General features: G+C 49.4%; 20 protein-coding genes. 8 read left to right on the forward strand and 12 right to left on the reverse strand.

Translation table 11 applies throughout. The features are described from left to right. Positions 1–17 precede the first annotated feature (17 nt). On the reverse strand, positions 18–1,280 hold the full coding sequence (gene dcuC, locus AC6I1F_RS11200; RefSeq protein ID WP_160335577.1) for a C4-dicarboxylate transporter DcuC: 1,263 nt from the start codon (positions 1,278–1,280) through the stop codon (positions 18–20). Positions 1,281–1,504: 224 nt separating this feature from the next. Between dcuC and AC6I1F_RS11205 the strand changes: the two genes are divergently transcribed. Genes AC6I1F_RS11205 through AC6I1F_RS11215 form a run of 3 tightly spaced genes read left to right on the forward strand, consistent with a single transcriptional unit; the run spans position 1,505 to position 4,897 of the window. Next, complete coding sequence (locus tag AC6I1F_RS11205; RefSeq protein WP_160335576.1) at positions 1,505–2,764, forward strand: OFA family MFS transporter; 1,260 nt, start codon at positions 1,505–1,507, stop codon at positions 2,762–2,764. A gap of 11 nt (positions 2,765–2,775) precedes the next feature. After that, positions 2,776–4,059: an amidohydrolase gene (locus AC6I1F_RS11210; RefSeq protein ID WP_160335575.1), complete on the forward strand. Its 1,284-nt coding sequence runs from the start codon at positions 2,776–2,778 to the stop codon at positions 4,057–4,059. Next, the gene (locus AC6I1F_RS11215; RefSeq protein ID WP_255453150.1) at positions 4,040–4,897 is read left to right on the forward strand and encodes a GntR family transcriptional regulator; all 858 of its coding nucleotides are present in this window, start codon (positions 4,040–4,042) and stop codon (positions 4,895–4,897) included. Before AC6I1F_RS11210 ends, AC6I1F_RS11215 begins: the two co-directional genes overlap by 20 nt. Positions 4,898–4,945: 48 nt before the next feature. Here AC6I1F_RS11215 and AC6I1F_RS11220 read toward each other — a convergent pair whose 3' ends face one another. Both AC6I1F_RS11220 and AC6I1F_RS11225 read right to left on the reverse strand, forming a co-directional pair. After that, positions 4,946–5,908 (reverse strand): NAD(P)-dependent oxidoreductase, encoded by a 963-nt coding sequence (locus tag AC6I1F_RS11220; RefSeq protein ID WP_160335573.1) that lies wholly within the window; start codon positions 5,906–5,908, stop codon positions 4,946–4,948. A gap of 19 nt (positions 5,909–5,927) precedes the next feature. Next, the gene (locus tag AC6I1F_RS11225; RefSeq protein WP_160335572.1) at positions 5,928–6,383 is read right to left on the reverse strand and encodes a MerR family transcriptional regulator; all 456 of its coding nucleotides are present in this window, start codon (positions 6,381–6,383) and stop codon (positions 5,928–5,930) included. A gap of 178 nt (positions 6,384–6,561) precedes the next feature. Between AC6I1F_RS11225 and AC6I1F_RS11230 the strand changes: the two genes are divergently transcribed. The 3 genes from AC6I1F_RS11230 to AC6I1F_RS11240 all read left to right on the forward strand — a co-directional run bounded on the left by AC6I1F_RS11230 (position 6,562) and on the right by AC6I1F_RS11240 (position 9,958). Beyond that, complete coding sequence (locus AC6I1F_RS11230) at positions 6,562–7,176, forward strand: hypothetical protein (protein ID WP_160335571.1); 615 nt, start codon at positions 6,562–6,564, stop codon at positions 7,174–7,176. Positions 7,177–7,307: 131 nt separating this feature from the next. Further along, the gene (locus AC6I1F_RS11235; RefSeq protein WP_237178770.1) at positions 7,308–8,132 is read left to right on the forward strand and encodes an SGNH/GDSL hydrolase family protein; all 825 of its coding nucleotides are present in this window, start codon (positions 7,308–7,310) and stop codon (positions 8,130–8,132) included. 365 nt (positions 8,133–8,497) lie between these two features. Continuing rightward, positions 8,498–9,958 (forward strand): FAD-dependent oxidoreductase, encoded by a 1,461-nt coding sequence (locus AC6I1F_RS11240; protein WP_251569774.1) that lies wholly within the window; start codon positions 8,498–8,500, stop codon positions 9,956–9,958. Between the two features lie 46 nt (positions 9,959–10,004). On the opposite strand, the gene AC6I1F_RS11245 is transcribed toward AC6I1F_RS11240, so the two are convergent. Further along, entirely contained in the window at positions 10,005–10,130 is a 126-nt protein-coding gene (locus tag AC6I1F_RS11245) for a hypothetical protein (RefSeq protein ID WP_255453170.1), read from the reverse strand. After that, positions 10,108–10,446 (reverse strand): type 2 periplasmic-binding domain-containing protein, encoded by a 339-nt coding sequence (locus AC6I1F_RS11250; protein WP_251569773.1) that lies wholly within the window; start codon positions 10,444–10,446, stop codon positions 10,108–10,110. The genes AC6I1F_RS11245 and AC6I1F_RS11250 overlap by 23 nt, the downstream gene beginning before the upstream one ends. 4 nt (positions 10,447–10,450) lie before the next feature. On the opposite strand from AC6I1F_RS11250, the gene AC6I1F_RS11255 reads away from it, so the two are divergent. Further along, positions 10,451–10,927: an AEC family transporter gene (locus AC6I1F_RS11255; protein ID WP_160336351.1), complete on the forward strand. Its 477-nt coding sequence runs from the start codon at positions 10,451–10,453 to the stop codon at positions 10,925–10,927. A 30-nt stretch (positions 10,928–10,957) separates the two neighbouring features. Here the strand turns inward: AC6I1F_RS11255 and AC6I1F_RS11260 are convergent, their stop codons facing one another. The 7 genes from AC6I1F_RS11260 to AC6I1F_RS11290 form a co-directional block, all read right to left on the reverse strand. Then, a complete protein-coding gene (locus tag AC6I1F_RS11260; protein WP_237178841.1) occupies positions 10,958–11,296 on the reverse strand; it encodes a carboxymuconolactone decarboxylase family protein in 339 nt (112 codons plus the stop codon). Positions 11,297–11,324: 28 nt separating this feature from the next. Continuing rightward, the gene (locus AC6I1F_RS11265) at positions 11,325–11,900 is read right to left on the reverse strand and encodes a flavodoxin family protein (protein WP_160336350.1); all 576 of its coding nucleotides are present in this window, start codon (positions 11,898–11,900) and stop codon (positions 11,325–11,327) included. Positions 11,901–11,935: 35 nt separating this feature from the next. Then, on the reverse strand, positions 11,936–12,886 hold the full coding sequence (locus AC6I1F_RS11270) for a DUF362 domain-containing protein (RefSeq protein ID WP_160336349.1): 951 nt from the start codon (positions 12,884–12,886) through the stop codon (positions 11,936–11,938). 1 nt (position 12,887) lies between these two features. Continuing rightward, positions 12,888–13,307 carry a cyclophilin-like fold protein gene (locus AC6I1F_RS11275; RefSeq protein WP_160336348.1) on the reverse strand — a complete coding sequence of 140 codons (420 nt, stop codon included), beginning with the start codon at positions 13,305–13,307 and terminating at the stop codon, positions 12,888–12,890. Between the two features lie 14 nt (positions 13,308–13,321). Then, on the reverse strand, positions 13,322–14,029 hold the full coding sequence (locus AC6I1F_RS11280) for a GDSL-type esterase/lipase family protein (protein ID WP_237178840.1): 708 nt from the start codon (positions 14,027–14,029) through the stop codon (positions 13,322–13,324). Positions 14,030–14,371: 342 nt separating this feature from the next. Further along, the gene (locus AC6I1F_RS11285) at positions 14,372–15,574 is read right to left on the reverse strand and encodes an MFS transporter (protein ID WP_251569768.1); all 1,203 of its coding nucleotides are present in this window, start codon (positions 15,572–15,574) and stop codon (positions 14,372–14,374) included. Positions 15,575–15,693: 119 nt separating this feature from the next. Continuing rightward, positions 15,694–16,494 carry a 2,3-bisphosphoglycerate-dependent phosphoglycerate mutase gene (locus AC6I1F_RS11290; RefSeq protein WP_251569767.1) on the reverse strand — a complete coding sequence of 267 codons (801 nt, stop codon included), beginning with the start codon at positions 16,492–16,494 and terminating at the stop codon, positions 15,694–15,696. Positions 16,495–16,793: 299 nt separating this feature from the next. Between AC6I1F_RS11290 and AC6I1F_RS11295 the strand changes: the two genes are divergently transcribed. After that, complete coding sequence (locus tag AC6I1F_RS11295; RefSeq protein ID WP_251569766.1) at positions 16,794–17,744, forward strand: DUF4007 family protein; 951 nt, start codon at positions 16,794–16,796, stop codon at positions 17,742–17,744. Position 17,745 lies beyond the last annotated feature (1 nt).

Here is a 17,745-nt window from a genome sequence, read left to right on the forward strand (position 1 = left end):
TGGGTAAGAAGGGAAAATTACAGAAGGAAATAAGCAGCAAACAGCAGACAGACCATCACCGGCGCACTTCTTTTAACCACTTCCATCGGATTGACGCCTGCCATGCCCGCTACGAGAATTACACCGCCGGCAAGCGGAGAAGAGAGGCGCCCGAAGGAGCCGCAGATGACGGCCAGCCAGCCGAGGTCTGCAATCTGAAGTCCAAAATTGGGTGCGTTCGGCGTGACGGCTTCATTAAACGCGAAGGCTGCCGCATCTCCCGAACCGGTAAGAACGCCCATAATGTAGGGACCAAACGCTCCGCCGATGCGTGCGAGATGATTAGCCGAGGTCAGTGACTCAACCACTAAATCGATGATGCCTGCCGCTTTCAAACCGGCAGCAAATACACCTGCGGCAATGATGATGCCCAAGATGTTGGCATAGCCCTTGCCCATGCCGTCAAAGAATTTCTTGGTAACTTCAGCCGGGTTGGAACGTGTGACAGCCAGAGCATAGGCTGTTCCAATAAGCATTGCGGTAGCAACACTCATCTTCATCGTTGTGTAAAGAGAAACATAAAGAAGAATGACAACCGGAACGAGCGGTGCGATTGCGTAGAAGATATTCACCTTTTCCGGCAGATTTGATGCGGTCTGCATCTCTCCTTTCTCTTGAACCTGGGGTTTTTTATAGTCGCGATATGCCACGCAGACAATCATTAGTCCGGCAATCGTCGCTGCCGCAAATAAAACAAGCGGCAGTGTGAACTGACCGATGAATTCCATCACTTCCATATTGGCGAGCTTGGACACAAACACATTGTGCGCAACACCGGGATTAAGAAGCGCTGGGGTGGTTGAACACACAATAGCAGTTGCGGCGATTGCAGGCCTAAAGCCCGAGCGAATCAGGATCGGGATCATCGAAGGACCAACCGCTGCACACAAACCTGCAGTCGAGGGGATCGCCACAGCGCAAATGCCGGTAACAGCCATACAGGCCGGCAAAAGAAAGACACCTAAACTTTTTAACGGTCTTGTCAGCAATGCAACTAAATGAACGTCGCATTTCGTTAACGAAATCGCTGCGGCAAAACCCATCGCTGAACAGATCGCGATAATCAGCGACGCTTTTGTCATAGATGCGTCGAATTGCTGAAAAGCAATCATGGGCTTTAACGAAAAGATCGCCATAGCAAAGCCCGCAACAATAAGCACGCAGCGAGTTTCATACCTTTTTATCAAGGCATAGATAGTCACCAGCACTGTAACCAATGCGAATGCAATATTTAAGGACATAATTAAACCTGATTGAATGAGGGTGAGTGATTGATTAAGAATCCTCATCAGTCTAGGTAAACAAATGTGTCAGTCCTATTCGGAAAAGCGTCAAAATCTTTGTCCTATGTCGGATATCGGATATAAGATAACTTTTAACGTATTGCTTTTTCAGGGAAATTCAAGATTATTTTTGAGCAGGTTTTAGATCAAAATTCAATCTGAAAATAAAAAGGAAGAATTTAATGTCTAATAACCCCGTTCAATTAAAAAACAAAAGATGGATTTATCTTTTGTCTTTCTGTCTCATCAACTTTATTTCCGGAGCGCTTTATATTTGGAGCGTTTTCGCTGCTCCGTTCGCGTCTTACTTCAATCAGCTCAACGGAACTGAGCTGACCTCTTCGGACTTAAGTTCGGTTTTCGGCTTAGCGGCAGGATTAACTCCATTTCTGATGCTCGCAGGCGGCTACATAAACGATCGCATGGGGCCCAAACTTGTCGTCGCGCTTGGCGGCCTTGCCATCGGAGTCGGCTATCTCATCTGCGGATATGCTGATTCACCTTCTCTGCTTTATATCGGATACGGATTCTTTGTCGGTGTCGGCACCGGGATGGTCAACGGCTGCACAATCAACAGCGCCGTGAAATTCTTCCCTGACAGACGAGGATTTGCCGGCGGACTCGTCACCGCCTCCCTCGGCATTGGCGCTGCTGCGCTGCCTTTCCTTGTCAATGCGCTGGTTGTCAGCATTGGCATTAGTGACGCATGCATCATCTTTGGACTGGGCTCCGCCATCCTGATCTGCCTGCTGACTCTTTTCACAGCAAAGTGCCCTGATGATTTCGCTAACGAGTTCTGCGACTCTCCAAAAGCAGCATCTGTCTCCGGCATTGAAACAAACTGGATCGGAATGATTAAGTCCACTCTTTTCATTCCGCTCTTCGTTCTCTTTGTAACCGGTTCAACCATGGGGCTCATGCTGATTTCGAGCATTTCCGGCATTGCCAATCACCAAATCGGTCTGGGCATGACCGCTTCTGCAATGGCTGTATCCGTCATCTCGATCGCCAATACCCTTGGCCGCTTTATTTCCGGAACCGCCTCCGATAAGTTCGGAAGAGTCCCTACTTTAATGTTCATGCTTCTATTGGCAATTGCCGGATTTGTCCTTTTACTTTGGGCTTCACCGACAAGTGCATGGCTGTTCTTTACTGGGACCATCTTCGTCGGAATCTGCTACGGCTCGTTTATCGGCACATACCCAAGCCTCGTAGCTGATGAGTACGGCAATAAGAACAACAGTGTCAATTTCTCCGTAATGATGCTCGGCTACAGCATTGGAGGTTTCGGCGGCCCGCAGCTGCTCAAGTGGGCTCAGCAGGCCGGCTCTTACGACAGAGCCTATTTGATCTGTATCACAGCCGCAGCGCTCGGAATTATCTGCGGCGTCATCTATCTGCTCATCAAGAAGCACCAGCTTTCGGCTGCTTCATTTTCTTAAAGGAACTAAAAATGGAAGAACTGTATAAAAAAGAACTGATTGCAATTCGCAGACAGCTTCACAAACGCCCTGAAGAGGGATGGACTGAATTTGAAACAACCTACTTCATCACAAAATTTCTGCGCGAACTTGGACTGCCAGTTACTGTCGGCATCGCCAACGTCAATGAAAAAGAGGTGCTCGGTCGAGATGAAACGTTGGTAAAAGACGCTATCGAACGTGCGCTTAAAGCCGGAGTTCCTCAGTCCTTTATCGATGAATGCGGCGGCTACACCGGCGCCGTCACAGTCATTGACACCGGCAGACCGGGGCCAACTACTGCCTTTAGATGCGACATTGACTGCGTACTTGTTCGCGAAACTGACGACCCGGAGCATCTGCCGAACAAATTAGGCTTCCGTTCCGAACGCCCCGGATTTATGCATGCCTGCGGACATGACGCCCACACTGCTGTCGGGCTCACCCTGGCACACTGGATCAATGATCACAAGGATAAATTCTGTGGCAAAATCAAAATCATTTTCCAACCGGCAGAAGAAGGCGTCAGAGGTGCCCGTGCAATGACCGCTGCCGGAATTGTTGACGATGTTGACTACTTTGTCGGAGGACACATCGGCGGCGTTCTTAAACTCGGCGAAATCGCCATTATGGACGGTGGTTTCCTCGCCTCTTCAAAATTTGACGTTTCCATCAAAGGCAGAGCGGCTCATGCCGGGAACTGCCCTGAACTTGGAAATAACGCACTCATGGCAGCGTGCGCTGCATCGATGATGATTCAGGGAATTTCCAGACACGGAGAAGGCGCAACCCGCATCTGCGTCGGAACCCTGCACGCAGGAGAAGGCAGAAACGTGATTCCGGCAACCGCCAAACTACAGATGGAAGTACGCGGCGAAACCCATGAAATCAACGAGTTTTTGAAAAACTCAGTGCAGAACATCTTCGAAGGCATTGATAAAGCTTACGGCGTTCAGTCCACCATCACACTGGCAGGAGAGTCAACCAGCCTGACTCCGTGTCCGGAATTTTTCGAAACACTGGAAGGCGCGATGCAAAAAGTCCCCGGAACCAAAGTCATGGATAGAGTTCACTGCCCGTCGGGATCAGAAGACTGCGCTCTATTCCTTAAGCGTGTGATCGACAACGGAGGCAAAGCTGCTTTTGTCCTTTACGGCTGCAACCACGGAGGTCACCACCGCTCGAATTTTGATATTCAGGATGAGAAAAGCCTCCCCATCGGGTTTGATATCTATAGGGAAACTGCGCTAATTGTCAATGGAGCGGCCGCTTTGTAGAATAGATTCAGCCCTCGTACGACAATCCTTGCCCCGGGAGGACAATGTGAACAACACTTCGCTCAATGAAAATATTTTTTTCAGTCCTCAAAAACAAACGCTTTTTTTACAAGTCAGCAATGCCTTGTCTCAACTCATTTCTGAGGAAAAGTGGACTCCCGGGGAGATGCTCCCAAGCGAGACCGAACTCGCAAAAGAGTTCTCTGTAAGCCAGGGAACCATGCGCAGAGCCTTAAATCTTCTTGTTGAAAAAGGCATATTGATTCGACGCCAGGGACGAGGCACTTTTGTTTCGGATTTCAAGAGAAATGAGAAGCTCTTCCAACGCCGCTATGTCAAATTTGTTCCTGATGATCCCCTAACTGATGAAGCGTTGCCGACAACCTCAAAACTTTTATTCTTTGTGAAAGTTTCACCGCCGCTTGAAATTCAAAGCAAACTCTGTCTTGAGCCTCAGGATATGGTGATACACGCCGGCAGAGCACTTCTTGCGTCTTCCGGTTTGGTGACTTTTGATGAAATTTGGGCTTCGGAAACCGTATTTTCCAAATTGACAGAAGAAAACTTAATGAAGCACGAAGAGAAACTGCTTTATTCCTTCTATCAAAGCGAACTCGGCGTCTCAATCGGAAGGGTCGAAGAAACAATCAAGGCAGCGCTGCTGCCAAGCAATCTATGCTTCATGTTTAAGCTCCCGGATCCGACTCCGGTCATCGAAATCAATCGTCTTGCCTACTCTGTCAATGATAAGCCGATTGAATATCGACACCAGCTCTGCGTCACACGGAAATACCACTACACAGTGAGCGGACAGTTTGAAGACAACGTCGAGTTCTAACGAACGTTTTCTCGGACTGTCATTTATTCCCGTGCCGCAGAACAGATTTTACGCGCGACTGCCCTGCACCACCAGATATTTAGGATCTAATGCGCCGTTCAGATAATTAATCACGTTGTCAGCGGCCGCAAAATTCATTTCACGCATGTTCTCCACGGTCGATGAGGCAGTGTGCGGCGTCAGAACCGCAGTCGGACAGTCAGCGAGCGGAGAATCCGTACAGGGCTCCTTCGGATAGACATCCACCGCGCAGGAAGATAAATGTCCGGACTTGAGCGAATCAGCCAGGGCGTGTTCATCCACAACCGGACCTCTGGCGATATTGATCAGGCAGGCGCCTTTTTTCATCTTCGCGATTTTCTTCGCATCAAAAAAGTGATACGTCTCATCCGTCAGCGGAACACAGGCCGCGACATAGTCACTTTGTGCAAGCAGCTCGTCGAGCTCAGCATACTCAGCTCCGTAGGTCGGCTCCTGCGGATTGGGATGGCGACAGTAATAAAGCACCTTCATGCCGAAAGGAACCGCGCGTTTAGCGGTTTCAGTACCGATTCCGCCGAACCCGACCAGACCAAGCGTATGGTTTTTTGCACCGGGCTCGAGCTTGCTCTTCCACTGATGCGCGTGCATCAGTGCATTCTGCTGATCAATGCGGCGCGCAAAATACAGGATGTAAGCCATGATCTGCTCGGCAACCGCTCCTTCTACAAACCCTCTGGTGTGCGTGAGTCCAATGCCGTTGGTCTTAAGACCCTCCTGATCAATTGCGTCATAGCCGATACCGTTTCTGGAAATCAGTTTCAGCTTGGGCAGACGAGCAAGCAGAGACGGACGATACGTTTCGGTTCCGGCAATAATGACATCCGCGTCCTTCACGACTTCAAAGAGCGTGTCGTCAGCGACGCCCGCACCGAGCGAAGGCCCGCTGTAGTGGTGTACATCAAACCCTTTATCCTTGAGGTAATTTAAAGCGTCGTCACAAAAGTTGGCGATGGTGATGACAATTTTCATATTGATGTCTCCGAACCGATTAGTCTTCAAGGAGCTCGTCAAGCTCCTGCTTCACTTTGCGAATCTTCTTCGGCATAGCTGAAAGCGGCAGATTTTTCGCTTTCTCCATACTCCCGTATTGGCAGGCTTTTTCGTAAAGCCATGCTTCATAGCGCAGTCGTTTCAGGTTTTGTTTCTGCCGCTTCAGATTTTCTTTGACAGTTTCCGTCACAGTCTGCAGCGTCGCGTTTCGTTCTGGAAGTGTTCTGTCGCCGCATCGCATAAGTTCGGAAAACTGCGAAATCTCTCTGATCGACATGCCGCTTTGTTTAAGGCAGTCCACCAAGAGCAGTGTTCTGCAGTCTTCCACGCCAAATTCGCGAACACCGGATGCTTTGCGCTTCACTTGAGACAGGAGCCCTTCCTTTTCGTAGTAACGAAGTGTAGACGGCGCGATATTAAATTTTTTTGAAAGTTCTCCAATGGAATAGCTCATTTTTTCCTCTGCTCAAGCGCACTTTAACCTTTGCATTGTAGCTAGCTTTTACTTCAATAAATATCCGACGAAACATATATCGAAGAATATTTCCCTTGGGATGTCCCAAATTTCACCCGCCGACCCGTCTTTTGTCAGGTCATACGCATACAATGAAGGCAGTTTTTGGAGGAATACCATGCTTCGTCGTACTTGTCTTTTTGCTTCATCTCTATTGTTATCACCCTTCGCTTTGGCTGAAGAAAAAGTCGGTATTCGTCCGAACAGCGTGCCGTCTCATCCCGAATACGAAGAGTTAAGGGCGGGCACTCAGATTGAACATCTCTACGAGTCCATGCTTGCCAACGGCTTCGGCATCAAAAATCCGGATGCCAAACCCGACGAACCTACTGTCGTTATCGTGTCCGACACACAGTGTCCCTGGTGTTCAAAGCTGTGGCATGCCTCTCTGCCTCTGCAGGGCAACGTCAATTTTGTTTGGTTCCCGATTCCCGTGCTGAACGATCTGAGCCTTGATCAGGCCGCGCTGATTCTCTCCTCAAAGAATCCTTGGGCAGCTCTTGCCGAACATGAAGAACACTTTAAGGATCCGGACTTCCGCGGCATTAATCCTGCCGGCAAAGAGGTCGACAAGAAGTTCCGCGCTGAAGTATGGTCAAATGCCAAAATCGCACGATGGAGCGGTCTGACAGTTGTGCCGCTCGGCGTCTTCAAAAACAACGACGGCAAATATCTGCCCATCTTCTCCGGAACGGATACCAAGGGCTTGGAAAAAATTATTTTCGGAAAATAACCGGATTTTTATATTTTGCGAAAAGATCTGAAATTTTGCATGCTTTGCAAAATCAGTTTGTGAATCAGACCTTTTCTGCCGCGGCTGTCGTGACGACAATCATACTGCTTACACTTTCCTAAGGAGCGATGATGAGAATCCTAACAGCCGCAGCGGTTGCTTTTGCCTGCATTCTGCCTTTTTCCGCACAATCTCTGGAATGCTCTATTAAACCTAAAGTCACAGAGATCAAAGCGCCCGAAAGCTACATGCTTGTCGGCAATTCCTATACCTATTACTCAAGCGGCCTGTCCGGCAACGTTAACGGACTGATCAAGGCCGCCGGCTTAAAGGTCCGCAGAAACCGCATGGTAACCATCGGTGCAGCCGATCTCGGCTGGTTCAATGTCTGGGAACTCGTTCGTCCCTCCGGCATGGCGTCTACCTATGTTGACCACAGCGACGGCGGCAAGATCAAAACCTTTGATTTCCGCAAGGAAAAAGTCTTTGACGCCGTTGTGCTTCAGGACAACAGCACCGGACCGATTAACCCGCAGCGCAAAGACATTTTCGAAAAATATGCCAAGCAGCATTCCTATGATCTGCAGTGCATCGGCATTCAGCCGCTCTTAATGATGACTTGGGCGCGCAAGAACAAGCCGGAAATGACTCAGCAGCTTGCGGATGCTACGACCAAGGTCGGCAACGAGGCTAACGCCATGGTCATCCCGGTTGGCCTAGCTTTTGCCGAAGCGATTAAACAGGATCCGAAACTGGAACTCTACCGCGCGGATAAAACTCATCCGTCTCCGGAAGGTACCTACCTTGAAGCCTGCGTCGTCTTTGCTTCTATGTACCACCGCTCTCCGGTCGGGCTGAATTTCTTCGGCATCGAAAAAGTCGATGAAAAAACGGCAAGATTTCTCCAGAACGTGGCTTGGGACACGGTTTGTGAGTACTTCGGCTGGCAAAAGTAACACTTAATCCGATACAGCCGATTAAGCCGCACTTATCCTCCAGAGTGCGGCTTTTTTTCATGTCTTCTGCTCAGCAGCTCAGTCAGTCTACTCAGCAATAATCCTATCTGATTATTTTCCGACGCCAATCCGCTCAGCAGGGCCGCAGCGGATGCGCTTTTCAGTCTCAAAAAAGAAACACCCTCCCTCTCATGAGAGGAACACAAAGTAAATGACACCCGCCTCGTGATATTCGTTTTTTCTCAAAAATTTTCTTCTAATTCCTTCTGTAACTGTTGTTTTTTCAACAATCTGCATATGGATTAATCTCAGCGCGGTAATTAAAATCATTACCATTCTCAACACATTCTCAAAGAGGAGAAACAATGAAAAAGGTAATTCTGGCTGCTGCTGTATCTGCTGTTTTCGCTGTACCCGCCGTCGCCGCTGAAAACGCGGACGTCGTCGTTGTCGGTGCAGGCGGCGCAGGTCTTTCTGCCGCTGTAACTGCTCATGATCTGGGCAAAAAAGTCATCGTTCTTGAAAAAATGGCTTTTGTCGGCGGCAACACAAACCGCGCAGCCGGCGGTCTGAACGCTGCTGAAACCAAACCGCAGGAAAAGGCCGGAATCAAAGACTCCATCGAGACACACTTCAACGACACAATGAAGGGCGGCAAGTACCTGAACAATCCGGATCTCGTACACGTCCTCACAGACAACGCCAAATACTCTGTTGACTTCATCAACAGCCTGAAAGAAGGCGATCTGACTGACGTCGGCATGCTCGCCGGCGCCACCAACAAACGCGCTCACCGTCCCGTGGGCGGAGGCTTCGTCGGTGCCAACGTTGTTAAGGCTCTTGCCACTGCCGCTAAGGACAAAGGCATTGACGTCAGAACCAACGCCAAAGTTGAAAAACTTATCGTTAAGAACGGCAAGGTTGTCGGTATTCAGTACAAAGGCAAGAACGGCGTTAAGACCATCAATGCTAAGGCTGTCGTTATCGCTGCGGGCGGTTTCGGCGCCAATCAGGATCTGCTGACAAAGATCAATCCCAAGCTCAAGGGCTTTGGCACAACCAACCATCCGGGCGCTACCGGTGACGGTATCACTCTTGGTGAAAAGGCCGGTGCCGACACAGTCGACATGTCCCAGATCCAGACTCACCCGACCGTAGTTCCCAACAACGGCGAAATGATCACTGAAGCGGTTCGCGGCAACGGCGCCATCCTCGTCAACCAGGACGGCAAGCGCTTCATCAACGAACTGCAGACTCGTGACGTTGTTTCCGCTGCTGAGCTCAAACAGCCCGGCAAAGTCGGCTACCTCGTTTTCGATACAGCCACTCGCAAGAGCCTGAAAGCAATCGAAACATACATCAAGAAGGGCCTCGTTACAGAAGGCGCCACACTTGACGAACTCGCCGACAAGCTCAAGATCAACGCTGCCAACCTGAAGGCCACAATGGAACAGTATGCTAAGTTCCAGGCTGACAAGAAAGACGCTGAATTCGGCCGCGCCGACATGCCGCGTCCTCTGACAGAAGGCCCCTGGTTCGCTGTTCAGGTGACTCCGGCTGTCCACCACACAATGGGCGGTCTGAGAATCAACACTGAAGCTCAGGTTCTCGATAAGAAGGGTCACGTTATCCCGGGTCTCTTCGCTGCCGGTGAAGTCACAGGCGGTGTTCACGGTGCCAACCGCCTCGGCGGCAACGCTATGGCCGACATCGTTACATTCGGCCGTATCGCCGGACGCAACGCTGCTGAACAGCCGACAGGCGTGATCGTTCCGCGCGGACAGAAACCGGAAGACGCAGAAAAAGCTGCTGTTGAAGGTAAATAATCCTCGCTAAAGCGTAAGCTGAGTGCCCGCCCGACGGCGGGCATTTTTATGCAAAAAGAGGCCACAGATGCGTCGCTAATGAAGGAGCTCTCTCCTGCATCTTGCGGCCGTATTTCTGCTTCCAGCGCCCCGCATAGAGCGCCTTAATGTCATTGGCAAGAGATCGATACATCGGACTGCGGACTGCGGACTCCGATGCCCAGACGTTTAACCTCATGAACGCCTTCAACCGGAAAGAAATTCAATCGATCAAAACACTCGCGCACGCTCCACAGACTCATCAGCGGAACAATCGTCCAGCCTAAGCCGTTTGATACAGCGCTCGCCAAAGCGCGGGTATTCTCGAGCTGATAACTGACTGAGGACGGCATAGATAAGAGCCTCAGGATCTTCTGCGTTTTTCTCCTGTCATACGAATCTTCTTCGTAGGAAAGGAACGGAATCGCTGTTCGTTGAGAAGCAAATTCAATCGAAAAGAGTTTGGGCAAGAGGATGCAGAAAGTGCTGCTTCAAGTCTTTAAGAATCCGCTCATCATCGCGACACTTTTGGGGCTCTTATTCAATGTCTTCGGTCTTCGTCTTCCTGTTTTTCTGACTGCGTCGCTTAAAAGCCTGGAAAACGCCTCTCTTGCGGCAGGGCTTCTCTGCATCGGCGCTTCTTTAACGCTCCGTGATCTGAAAGCGAAGTTCGCTTTGATTTCCGCATGCATCGTACAAAGACTTCTGATCGTGCCGCTTATCGCCTGGACGGCCGCTCTTGTGTTCGGACTGGATAAATTGTCTTTAGGCGTTCTGGTTCTTTTTGCCGCACTCCCGACGGCCCAATCCTGTTATGTGATGACCGCCTCGATGGGCGGCGATGCGCCCGCTGTCGCCAATGTCACCACAATGCAGACACTCTCGGCGATGCTGACGCTTCCGATTTGGACCGCCTATGTTCTTCTGCCGGCCTCCGGCCTGATTCAATAGGAAGAAGCCGCATCGCCGCCTCAAATTAAATTATTCTTCTTCCGTCCAGACGGTCTTTGCCAAATTAAAGGCGACCCAAGCTTTAGGCCACCCCGCATAAAAGGCCGCATGCGTCAGAATCTCTGCGATTTCCTTTTGCGTGATGCCGTTCTCTTTCGCGGTTTTTAAGTGATACACGAGCGAATTATCCGTAATCCCCTGGGCAATAAGACAAACGATCGTCACAAGGCTTCTGTCGCGCAGTGACAGCAAATCATTGCGGCTCCAAACCTCACCGAAAAGAATATCGTCATTCAGGTGCGCAAATTCCAGCGCAAATGAACCGAGCGCTTGGCGACCTGCTGTTTGAACAATCTTTTTTCCTGCCATGATTCCCTCTGTTTGTGTCATAGACCGTCTACTTTGCCGCTTCATCGTAATGAATACGCTTGAGCCAATCGGCGATCATTGAGCCGGCCGAGGAGGACTGAGACGAACGAATCCAAAGACTGGGAGAATAGAAGTCACCGCCCGGGATCAGGCGCTTTGCGTCACGCTCTACACCGCTGATGCCGCTGCTTGCGCTGGTAACAATGAGGCCGATTTTCTTGCCCGACATATCTTTTCCGTTCTCAAAAAGGAACGTCTGCATGGAAGCCGCCATATTGCTCCACCAGAGCGGCGTCGCGATTATCACAGTGCTGTATTGAGACCAGTCAACCTTAACCGGATCAATCTTCGGATATGAAGCCTCACTATCGGGCTTTTGACGAATCTCCCCGACAAGGTCACTGCCGATCGAGTAGTTGTTCGCCGCGTAATCAATGCCTTTTTGCGCCGGTTCAATCTTGATCTGATCCGCCTTAATTTCTTTAACCAGCGCTGCGGCGATGCGATCTGCATTGCCGGTAAAGCTGTAACTGACAACTAATGTTTTCGCGCAGACGGCTGTCATGCCAAGTCCTAAGGCGCAAGCTGCAACGGTTTTCCACATAGTGCTCTCCTTTTAATAAGATTATTTCTAAAAATTTAGAGTTCGATGAGACGGTAACGGCGATTGCCGCCACCGATTTTTTCCAGGTCTTCTAGCTGCTGAAAGCCTCGGTCAATCTTGATGCGCGGTGAATAAGCGTCATACTGTTGCGGCGTTAAACCGTAAATAAGGTCCGTTGCAGCCTGATCCGCCGCCAAGGGATCAAGCGAACCGACGATGCCCAGATTGCCCTGACGCACCTTGGCCCCTTGCAGCTGCCCAACCCGAATACCGGAAACCACATTGATGAAGAGAAGACGGCTTCCCATCGCATCATGTATGCCCTTGGTCGCATCGGCTAAGCGGCGAAAGAAGCCTGCGTCTCGATGTACGCCTTCTCCATGCACTTGGGTTTTGCCAACCCCGCTTGCCAAACCGATTCCCACGTTCTTGCAGGCGCCTGAAAAACCAGCAAAACTCGGAATCCTAAAGTTGGCCGTTACCGCAACAATGCCGTATTCATTAAGCAGTGCGGTGGGAACGGATATCTTTCGAAGCTCTTGACCGCCGGTGATTGTTACTTCCGTAAACTCATGATCTCTGTCTAGGATATCGAGCTTGTTTCGATCCACACCTTGAGAAGTAATCGCTTTGTAATTACCTTCTGTATTGCCGCGGCCCGCAGGATAAATAGACGCATAGTTGCACTCGACAAATCGACTGTTGAGAATATGCGCCTGAAGTGCCTCCCAAAGCGTTCGATTTGTATCCACATCGTCCCCATGCAATTTAATTCCGGTCCGCTTCCCAGACACTTCAATCCCCGAATCCTCCCGTAAACGGTCATACATCCGAATAAAATTCTCCGGCGTAATGTCTTTTAGAAAGTAAACCCGTGCTTCTGAAATATCAGAAGATGCTGCTTGAGTTTGAGCCAAAGTCTGTTTGAGTGCTGCAGAAAGGGCTAAGACGGAAAGAAGAACTGCTCTTCTCGAAAGAACCGGCATTTTATTTACTCCTCACAGCTCTGATTTCAATCGTCCTATTCGAACTAGACTTGATAATTTCCAGCGCCTGATCGCTGAGTTTGCCAAGAGGAACCAGATCGTTTGACGGACGCCAACCCTTGACAAACACCGCAAGATTCCCCCAAGGGATGTAATAGGTCAAATCTCCTTCTGAAGGAGCACACGACGTAGGTGATGAGCCCAACTTAAGTTTTTGAGGCAGATAGGCGATTCTTTCTGCAGAACCGAAATCCTCGAACTTAAGCCTCAGCGGCATCTGCTCCAAAAGAGAGCAGGCTGCATCATTTACATTGAGTTCTATTGTGCCAGCCTTTTCTCCCAGCTGAACTTCTATCGTTTGGGCTGAGAGTACGCCGCAAGCCATAAGGCCGATTGCTGCGGCTGATGCTTTCAGTTTCATCTCGCTCTCCTGATCTATCGCTCCATAATTGCCTTAACTTTGTCTGCCGCACCGAGCCCAAGCAAACGGTGCTGCTCTTCTGACATGTGTACTCGGTCCATCTGAGCGGGTACTCCTGTGACAAAGTCTCCGGCATTCAAATATTCCGCTCCGATTTCTGCGGTTTTCCTGCGCAAGGCTTCGGGCAATGCTTTCGTAATCGCGTCGGCGCCCTTAAAAAACTCTCCGTAGGCGGTATCGTCCGGCTGATAGATCGGTGCAATGAGAAGCACCTGAGGACTCGGGTACGGTGTGTTTCCGCCCCACCCTTCCCCGCGAATCAGCTCTGTCATACGACCTAAATCGTCTGCGAGCTGATCGGCTACCGTCTTGAACGCTGCCTTCGCATCGTTTGTACCCAGCATGACGATGACCAGATCCAGCGGAAGATTCTCTGACAGAACTGCCGGCAGGGACGTCATACCGTTAAAGAGCGGACAGGGAATCCGGCTTCCGGCTCCAATTCCGGTCCGTTGGTCCCGACAAATTGTCCGTCCGCCGAGCGCATTCACTTCAACTTCATAGCCGGCGCCGAGTTTCTCGGCCATTACTCGAACCCAGGTCTTCTCAACCGGAAGACGGGTTACGCCGACTTTAGGGTCATAAATCCATCCGAAAGTGTTCGAGTCTCCGTAAACAAGGATGCGTTTAGGACGGACTGACTCCGCTGATACTGCCGGCATCGCGGCGCAAAGCGCTGCAAGTCAGGGAAACTGCAGAAAGGATCTTCTATTAATTGTCATCTTCTTCTCCAAGAGACTTTCATCTTAGAAAAGAGGCCGCCCAAAATCCAATACTATTTCTTCATCGGACACCATATAATTTAGGCATAAATCAACCTAATCCTTACAAATATTCATACCTCTGCCGGCTGCAAAAATCGAGAGTTAAAGCTGAGTTGAAGACGAAAACTCACAGGCGGCAAAGACTGAATCCCGCCGCGCAGCAAAAAGAAAACCTCCCGGATTGTTTGATCTTTTCGTGGAATCCGGGAGGCGGTGTTTTCCGATTTGCTTCAGATTAAATTATGAAGAAGGCTGAATATCCTTTACCAGCAGGAGATAAGCCGCGCAAAGCATTGTCACGGCAGACACAATCCAAAAACCGGTTGTAAATTCACCCAGATGGTGCCCAAGGAAGCCAAACGCCATCGGGACAAAGATCGCACCGACGAACGAGAAGAAGTCCACTCCGCCGGTCGCTTCGGCAACCTTGCCATGCGGTGCCGCTGCGGCGATCTGCGCAAAAAACACGCCGCTCCAGCCCAGCGAGTTAATGCCTAAAAGGAAACTGACGATTAGAACAACAAATTTGGGCCAGTCTGCCTGGGTAAAACTCAGCACAACCGTAAAGATGCCCATGAGAATTCCGCAAATCGCAAGCACAACTCTCGAGGAATGGATCTTATCGGCCAAAGCGCCCCAAAAAATTCTTCCGAATATTGCCCCAAAATTGCTCACAGCCAGCGCCAAACCGGCGAACACCAAAGAAAACTTCATGTCCGCCAGAAATACGACCATATACGCAAGGACCGACATCTGCAGTCCCTTGTAGATAATGCTCAGTACTGAGAGTCTGCGCAGCAGCGGATTATCAAGCACCAATTTCAGACTGTCGGCCAAGTGCGTGAGCGATATCGGTTCATCTTTGAACTGGAATGAACTGTCCTGATCTTTTTTAATCCACTGGCTCCACAAAGCCGTCAGCACGCACAGCACCGCGACGAAGGATAAACCGACGCGCCAGCCGAAATGAGTCGTGAGAAAGGGAATCACAAGACCGGAAGCGGCCATGCCGACCGGTCCGGCACACTGCTTCAGAGAAAAGATAATGTTGTATCTGCCTTTCTCGACCTGACGACCCAGCATTGTATTGATAGCCGGCATCAGAGGTCCCTTGGCTAAACCAAGAAGAAAGGCGGAAAAGATAACGATGGATTCCAGCGGCGCCATACACAGGATAACGGCGGCCGCAGCAAAAGCAAGCGCAAATTCAGTGATGTGCGCCGGGCCGTATCGGCGAATAAAATTTCCGCCGACAAGAGAAGAGATACAGGCGCCCACATACATGAAGCCGATGTAAAGACCCGCAAATGTACTGTTGGCCTGAAGCGAGCGAGCAATCTCCGGCGCAATACTCGCCACCGCAGTCCCCATCAGAGAGGAGACAAACTGGATGCCCATTGCCGCAAGGAAAGCTTCTACACCTAGTTGAGTTAGTCCGAACATATTGATTCCTTTTTTCCTTAACTATAGGAAACCAATAAGCTGAACACTCCTCAAAGGGGTTCAATTCAGGCAGAAGCAGAGGGTTTTGGGCACCCGTTCAGAAGAGGACCTGAGTTTCCTTATTTCTTCTCTTCAGAGTCTTTGAGAACCTTACGGCTCAGCACCTTCATGTTCTTATCAAGCTCATAAACAATCGGCCTGCTGTTGCCGATCTCAAGTTTCTGCAGAGCCTTTTCGTCAAGATTCGGTTCGATCCAGCTGGAGAGCGCACGAAGGTTTGTGCTGTGACCCACCACAAGAACCGTCTTTCCGGATTTGATCGCAGGATAAAGCTGATCCGCCCAATAAGGTCCTACACGCGCAATCACGTCTTTAAGACTTTCACCGGCAGGAATGACACGCGGATCTAAGTCGGAGTAACGAGGATCTTTCACCGGAGAGCGAGGATCTTCAATAGACAATGCGGGCGGCGGAACATCAAAGCTTCTTCGCCAGACCTTGACCTGATCATCACCGAATTCCTTGGCAACATCTGCGCGCTTCTTGCCTTCGAGATCGCCATAGCAGCGCTCATTCAAGCGCCAATATTTGCTCATCGGGAGCCATTCTGCAGACATTCCTTTCTGTGCAAGCTGGGCTGTTTCGATCGCGCGTTTCAGCTTGGAAGTGTGAACTTCGTCAATGGCGACTCCTTCTTTCTTGAGAAGTTCTCCGGCTTTCAGCGCTCCGGCGCGTCCCTTGTCCGTAAGGTCAATGTCGGACCATCCGGTAAAACGCTTTTCAAGATTCCATTGGCTTTCGCCGTGACGCAGAAGAATCAGCTTGTACGCCGCCTCTTCGGCCTGAACAGCATAGGAAAAAGTAAGACACGAAAAACCAACTGCTGCGCCGATAACTGCAGAAATGAACTTAATCTTCATTATCTTCTCCGAGGTTTGAGTTATTAGAAGAAAGAACAGCTCCAATATTGTAAATCTCTAAAGAACGAAATATCTCCTTTTAAATTCGTTATATCAAACTGTTTTTAAAAGATTTATCTCGAGGAATTAAACAAATTAGCACGAATCACCCCTTATTAGCAGCTATACCTTATTTTAAGTATTACTAACGGCTCCTTCTTACTAATCAATGATCGCGAAATTCGTTGCTTTATGCGCTTTCTTCCTCACTGTAGACCGTAATCTAGTAAAATAACTGGAATAAAGATCCAGGATTAAATATGAGTTCGGTAAAAAAAAGAGACTTCCAATTTTCAGGACATGAAACATTTACCCTCAGACAAAATTGGATTTATAAAGTCGTAACGTTCTGCAACGAAGCATTAAAAAAGAATAAGCAGGTTCACTTCAACGACAGCCACACCGTTGTTTCATTGGGTGTAGGCAAGAACATGGTCAGTTCCATGAAATGGTGGGGTTATCAAACAGGTTTTCTTGAAAACATTGATAACAAGACAGTCCCTACGGAACTTGCTAACCTAATCTTCGGTTCTCCTTTCTCTGATAAAGAGCCGCTTGATCCCTTCGGAGAAACTCTTACCACTGCCTGGATAGCGCATTGGAATCTTTGCTCTCAGGCAAATAGGTTAACTGCGCTCTGGTACCTGTTCAATATTTATAACGATCAGACCGTTACGAGGGAAATTCTCCAAAAAAGGGTTGAGGCATTTGCTGAAGAAAACAATATTAGGGTCGCAGAGACCTCTATTAGAAGGGACGTCGAAGTTATATTTCGCGCTTACTGCTTCGGAGGTAAAAATCGTAAAGAAAACTTCGAAGATAAGGTTGATTCTTTCTTCGGTAGTCTGGGCCTAATTGCTCTTCGAGACGATTCCACGGCTAATTTTGAAATTTGTCGAACCAAAAGACCTACTCTTCCAACCCCACTATTCGTATGGGCAGTGCTAGATCATTGGCAGCGTATTAATGAAGTAAGCCCTTCGAAAACACTTGATTGGTACGAGATTTCCTTTGCTGCAAACAGCCCTGGCAGAGTTTTCAAATTGAGTGAATCAGACTTAAACGAAAGACTTGAACAATTCGAACAACTCACTGCTGGAAAAGCCATTTGGACCGACCAACTCGGGATAAAAAATTTAATTTGTTCTACTGCAAGCGTGGATTTTGACAAACTCAAAAAAGACATGCTGATTAGAGCGTTTAAAGGATAAA

The organism is Parasutterella sp. St.1A3 (assembly GCF_059728705.1).

Bases quoted from the DNA above. Each gene is read 5' to 3' on its own strand.
- AC6I1F_RS11290 (WP_251569767.1), bottom strand. From the start codon at position 16,494: ATGAAGATTAAGTTCATTTCTGCAGTTATCGGCGCAGCAGTTGGTTTT.
- AC6I1F_RS11270 (WP_160336349.1), bottom strand. From the start codon at position 12,886: ATGCCGGTTCTTTCGAGAAGAGCAGTTCTTCTTTCCGTCTTAGCCCTT.
- AC6I1F_RS11280 (WP_237178840.1), bottom strand. From the start codon at position 14,029: ATGCCGGCAGTATCAGCGGAGTCAGTCCGTCCTAAACGCATCCTTGTT.
- AC6I1F_RS11285 (WP_251569768.1), bottom strand. From the start codon at position 15,574: ATGTTCGGACTAACTCAACTAGGTGTAGAAGCTTTCCTTGCGGCAATG.
- AC6I1F_RS11295 (WP_251569766.1), top strand. From the start codon at position 16,794: ATGAGTTCGGTAAAAAAAAGAGACTTCCAATTTTCAGGACATGAAACA.
- dcuC (WP_160335577.1), bottom strand. From the start codon at position 1,280: ATGTCCTTAAATATTGCATTCGCATTGGTTACAGTGCTGGTGACTATC.
- AC6I1F_RS11230 (WP_160335571.1), top strand. From the start codon at position 6,562: ATGCTTCGTCGTACTTGTCTTTTTGCTTCATCTCTATTGTTATCACCC.
- AC6I1F_RS11235 (WP_237178770.1), top strand. From the start codon at position 7,308: ATGAGAATCCTAACAGCCGCAGCGGTTGCTTTTGCCTGCATTCTGCCT.
- AC6I1F_RS11275 (WP_160336348.1), bottom strand. From the start codon at position 13,307: ATGAAACTGAAAGCATCAGCCGCAGCAATCGGCCTTATGGCTTGCGGC.
- AC6I1F_RS11265 (WP_160336350.1), bottom strand. From the start codon at position 11,900: ATGTGGAAAACCGTTGCAGCTTGCGCCTTAGGACTTGGCATGACAGCC.
- AC6I1F_RS11210 (WP_160335575.1), top strand. From the start codon at position 2,776: ATGGAAGAACTGTATAAAAAAGAACTGATTGCAATTCGCAGACAGCTT.
- AC6I1F_RS11240 (WP_251569774.1), top strand. From the start codon at position 8,498: ATGAAAAAGGTAATTCTGGCTGCTGCTGTATCTGCTGTTTTCGCTGTA.
- AC6I1F_RS11215 (WP_255453150.1), top strand. From the start codon at position 4,040: ATGGAGCGGCCGCTTTGTAGAATAGATTCAGCCCTCGTACGACAATCC.
- AC6I1F_RS11205 (WP_160335576.1), top strand. From the start codon at position 1,505: ATGTCTAATAACCCCGTTCAATTAAAAAACAAAAGATGGATTTATCTT.
- AC6I1F_RS11220 (WP_160335573.1), bottom strand. From the start codon at position 5,908: ATGAAAATTGTCATCACCATCGCCAACTTTTGTGACGACGCTTTAAAT.
- AC6I1F_RS11245 (WP_255453170.1), bottom strand. From the start codon at position 10,130: ATGTATCGATCTCTTGCCAATGACATTAAGGCGCTCTATGCGGGGCGC.
- AC6I1F_RS11225 (WP_160335572.1), bottom strand. From the start codon at position 6,383: ATGAGCTATTCCATTGGAGAACTTTCAAAAAAATTTAATATCGCGCCG.
- AC6I1F_RS11260 (WP_237178841.1), bottom strand. From the start codon at position 11,296: ATGGCAGGAAAAAAGATTGTTCAAACAGCAGGTCGCCAAGCGCTCGGT.
- AC6I1F_RS11255 (WP_160336351.1), top strand. From the start codon at position 10,451: ATGCAGAAAGTGCTGCTTCAAGTCTTTAAGAATCCGCTCATCATCGCG.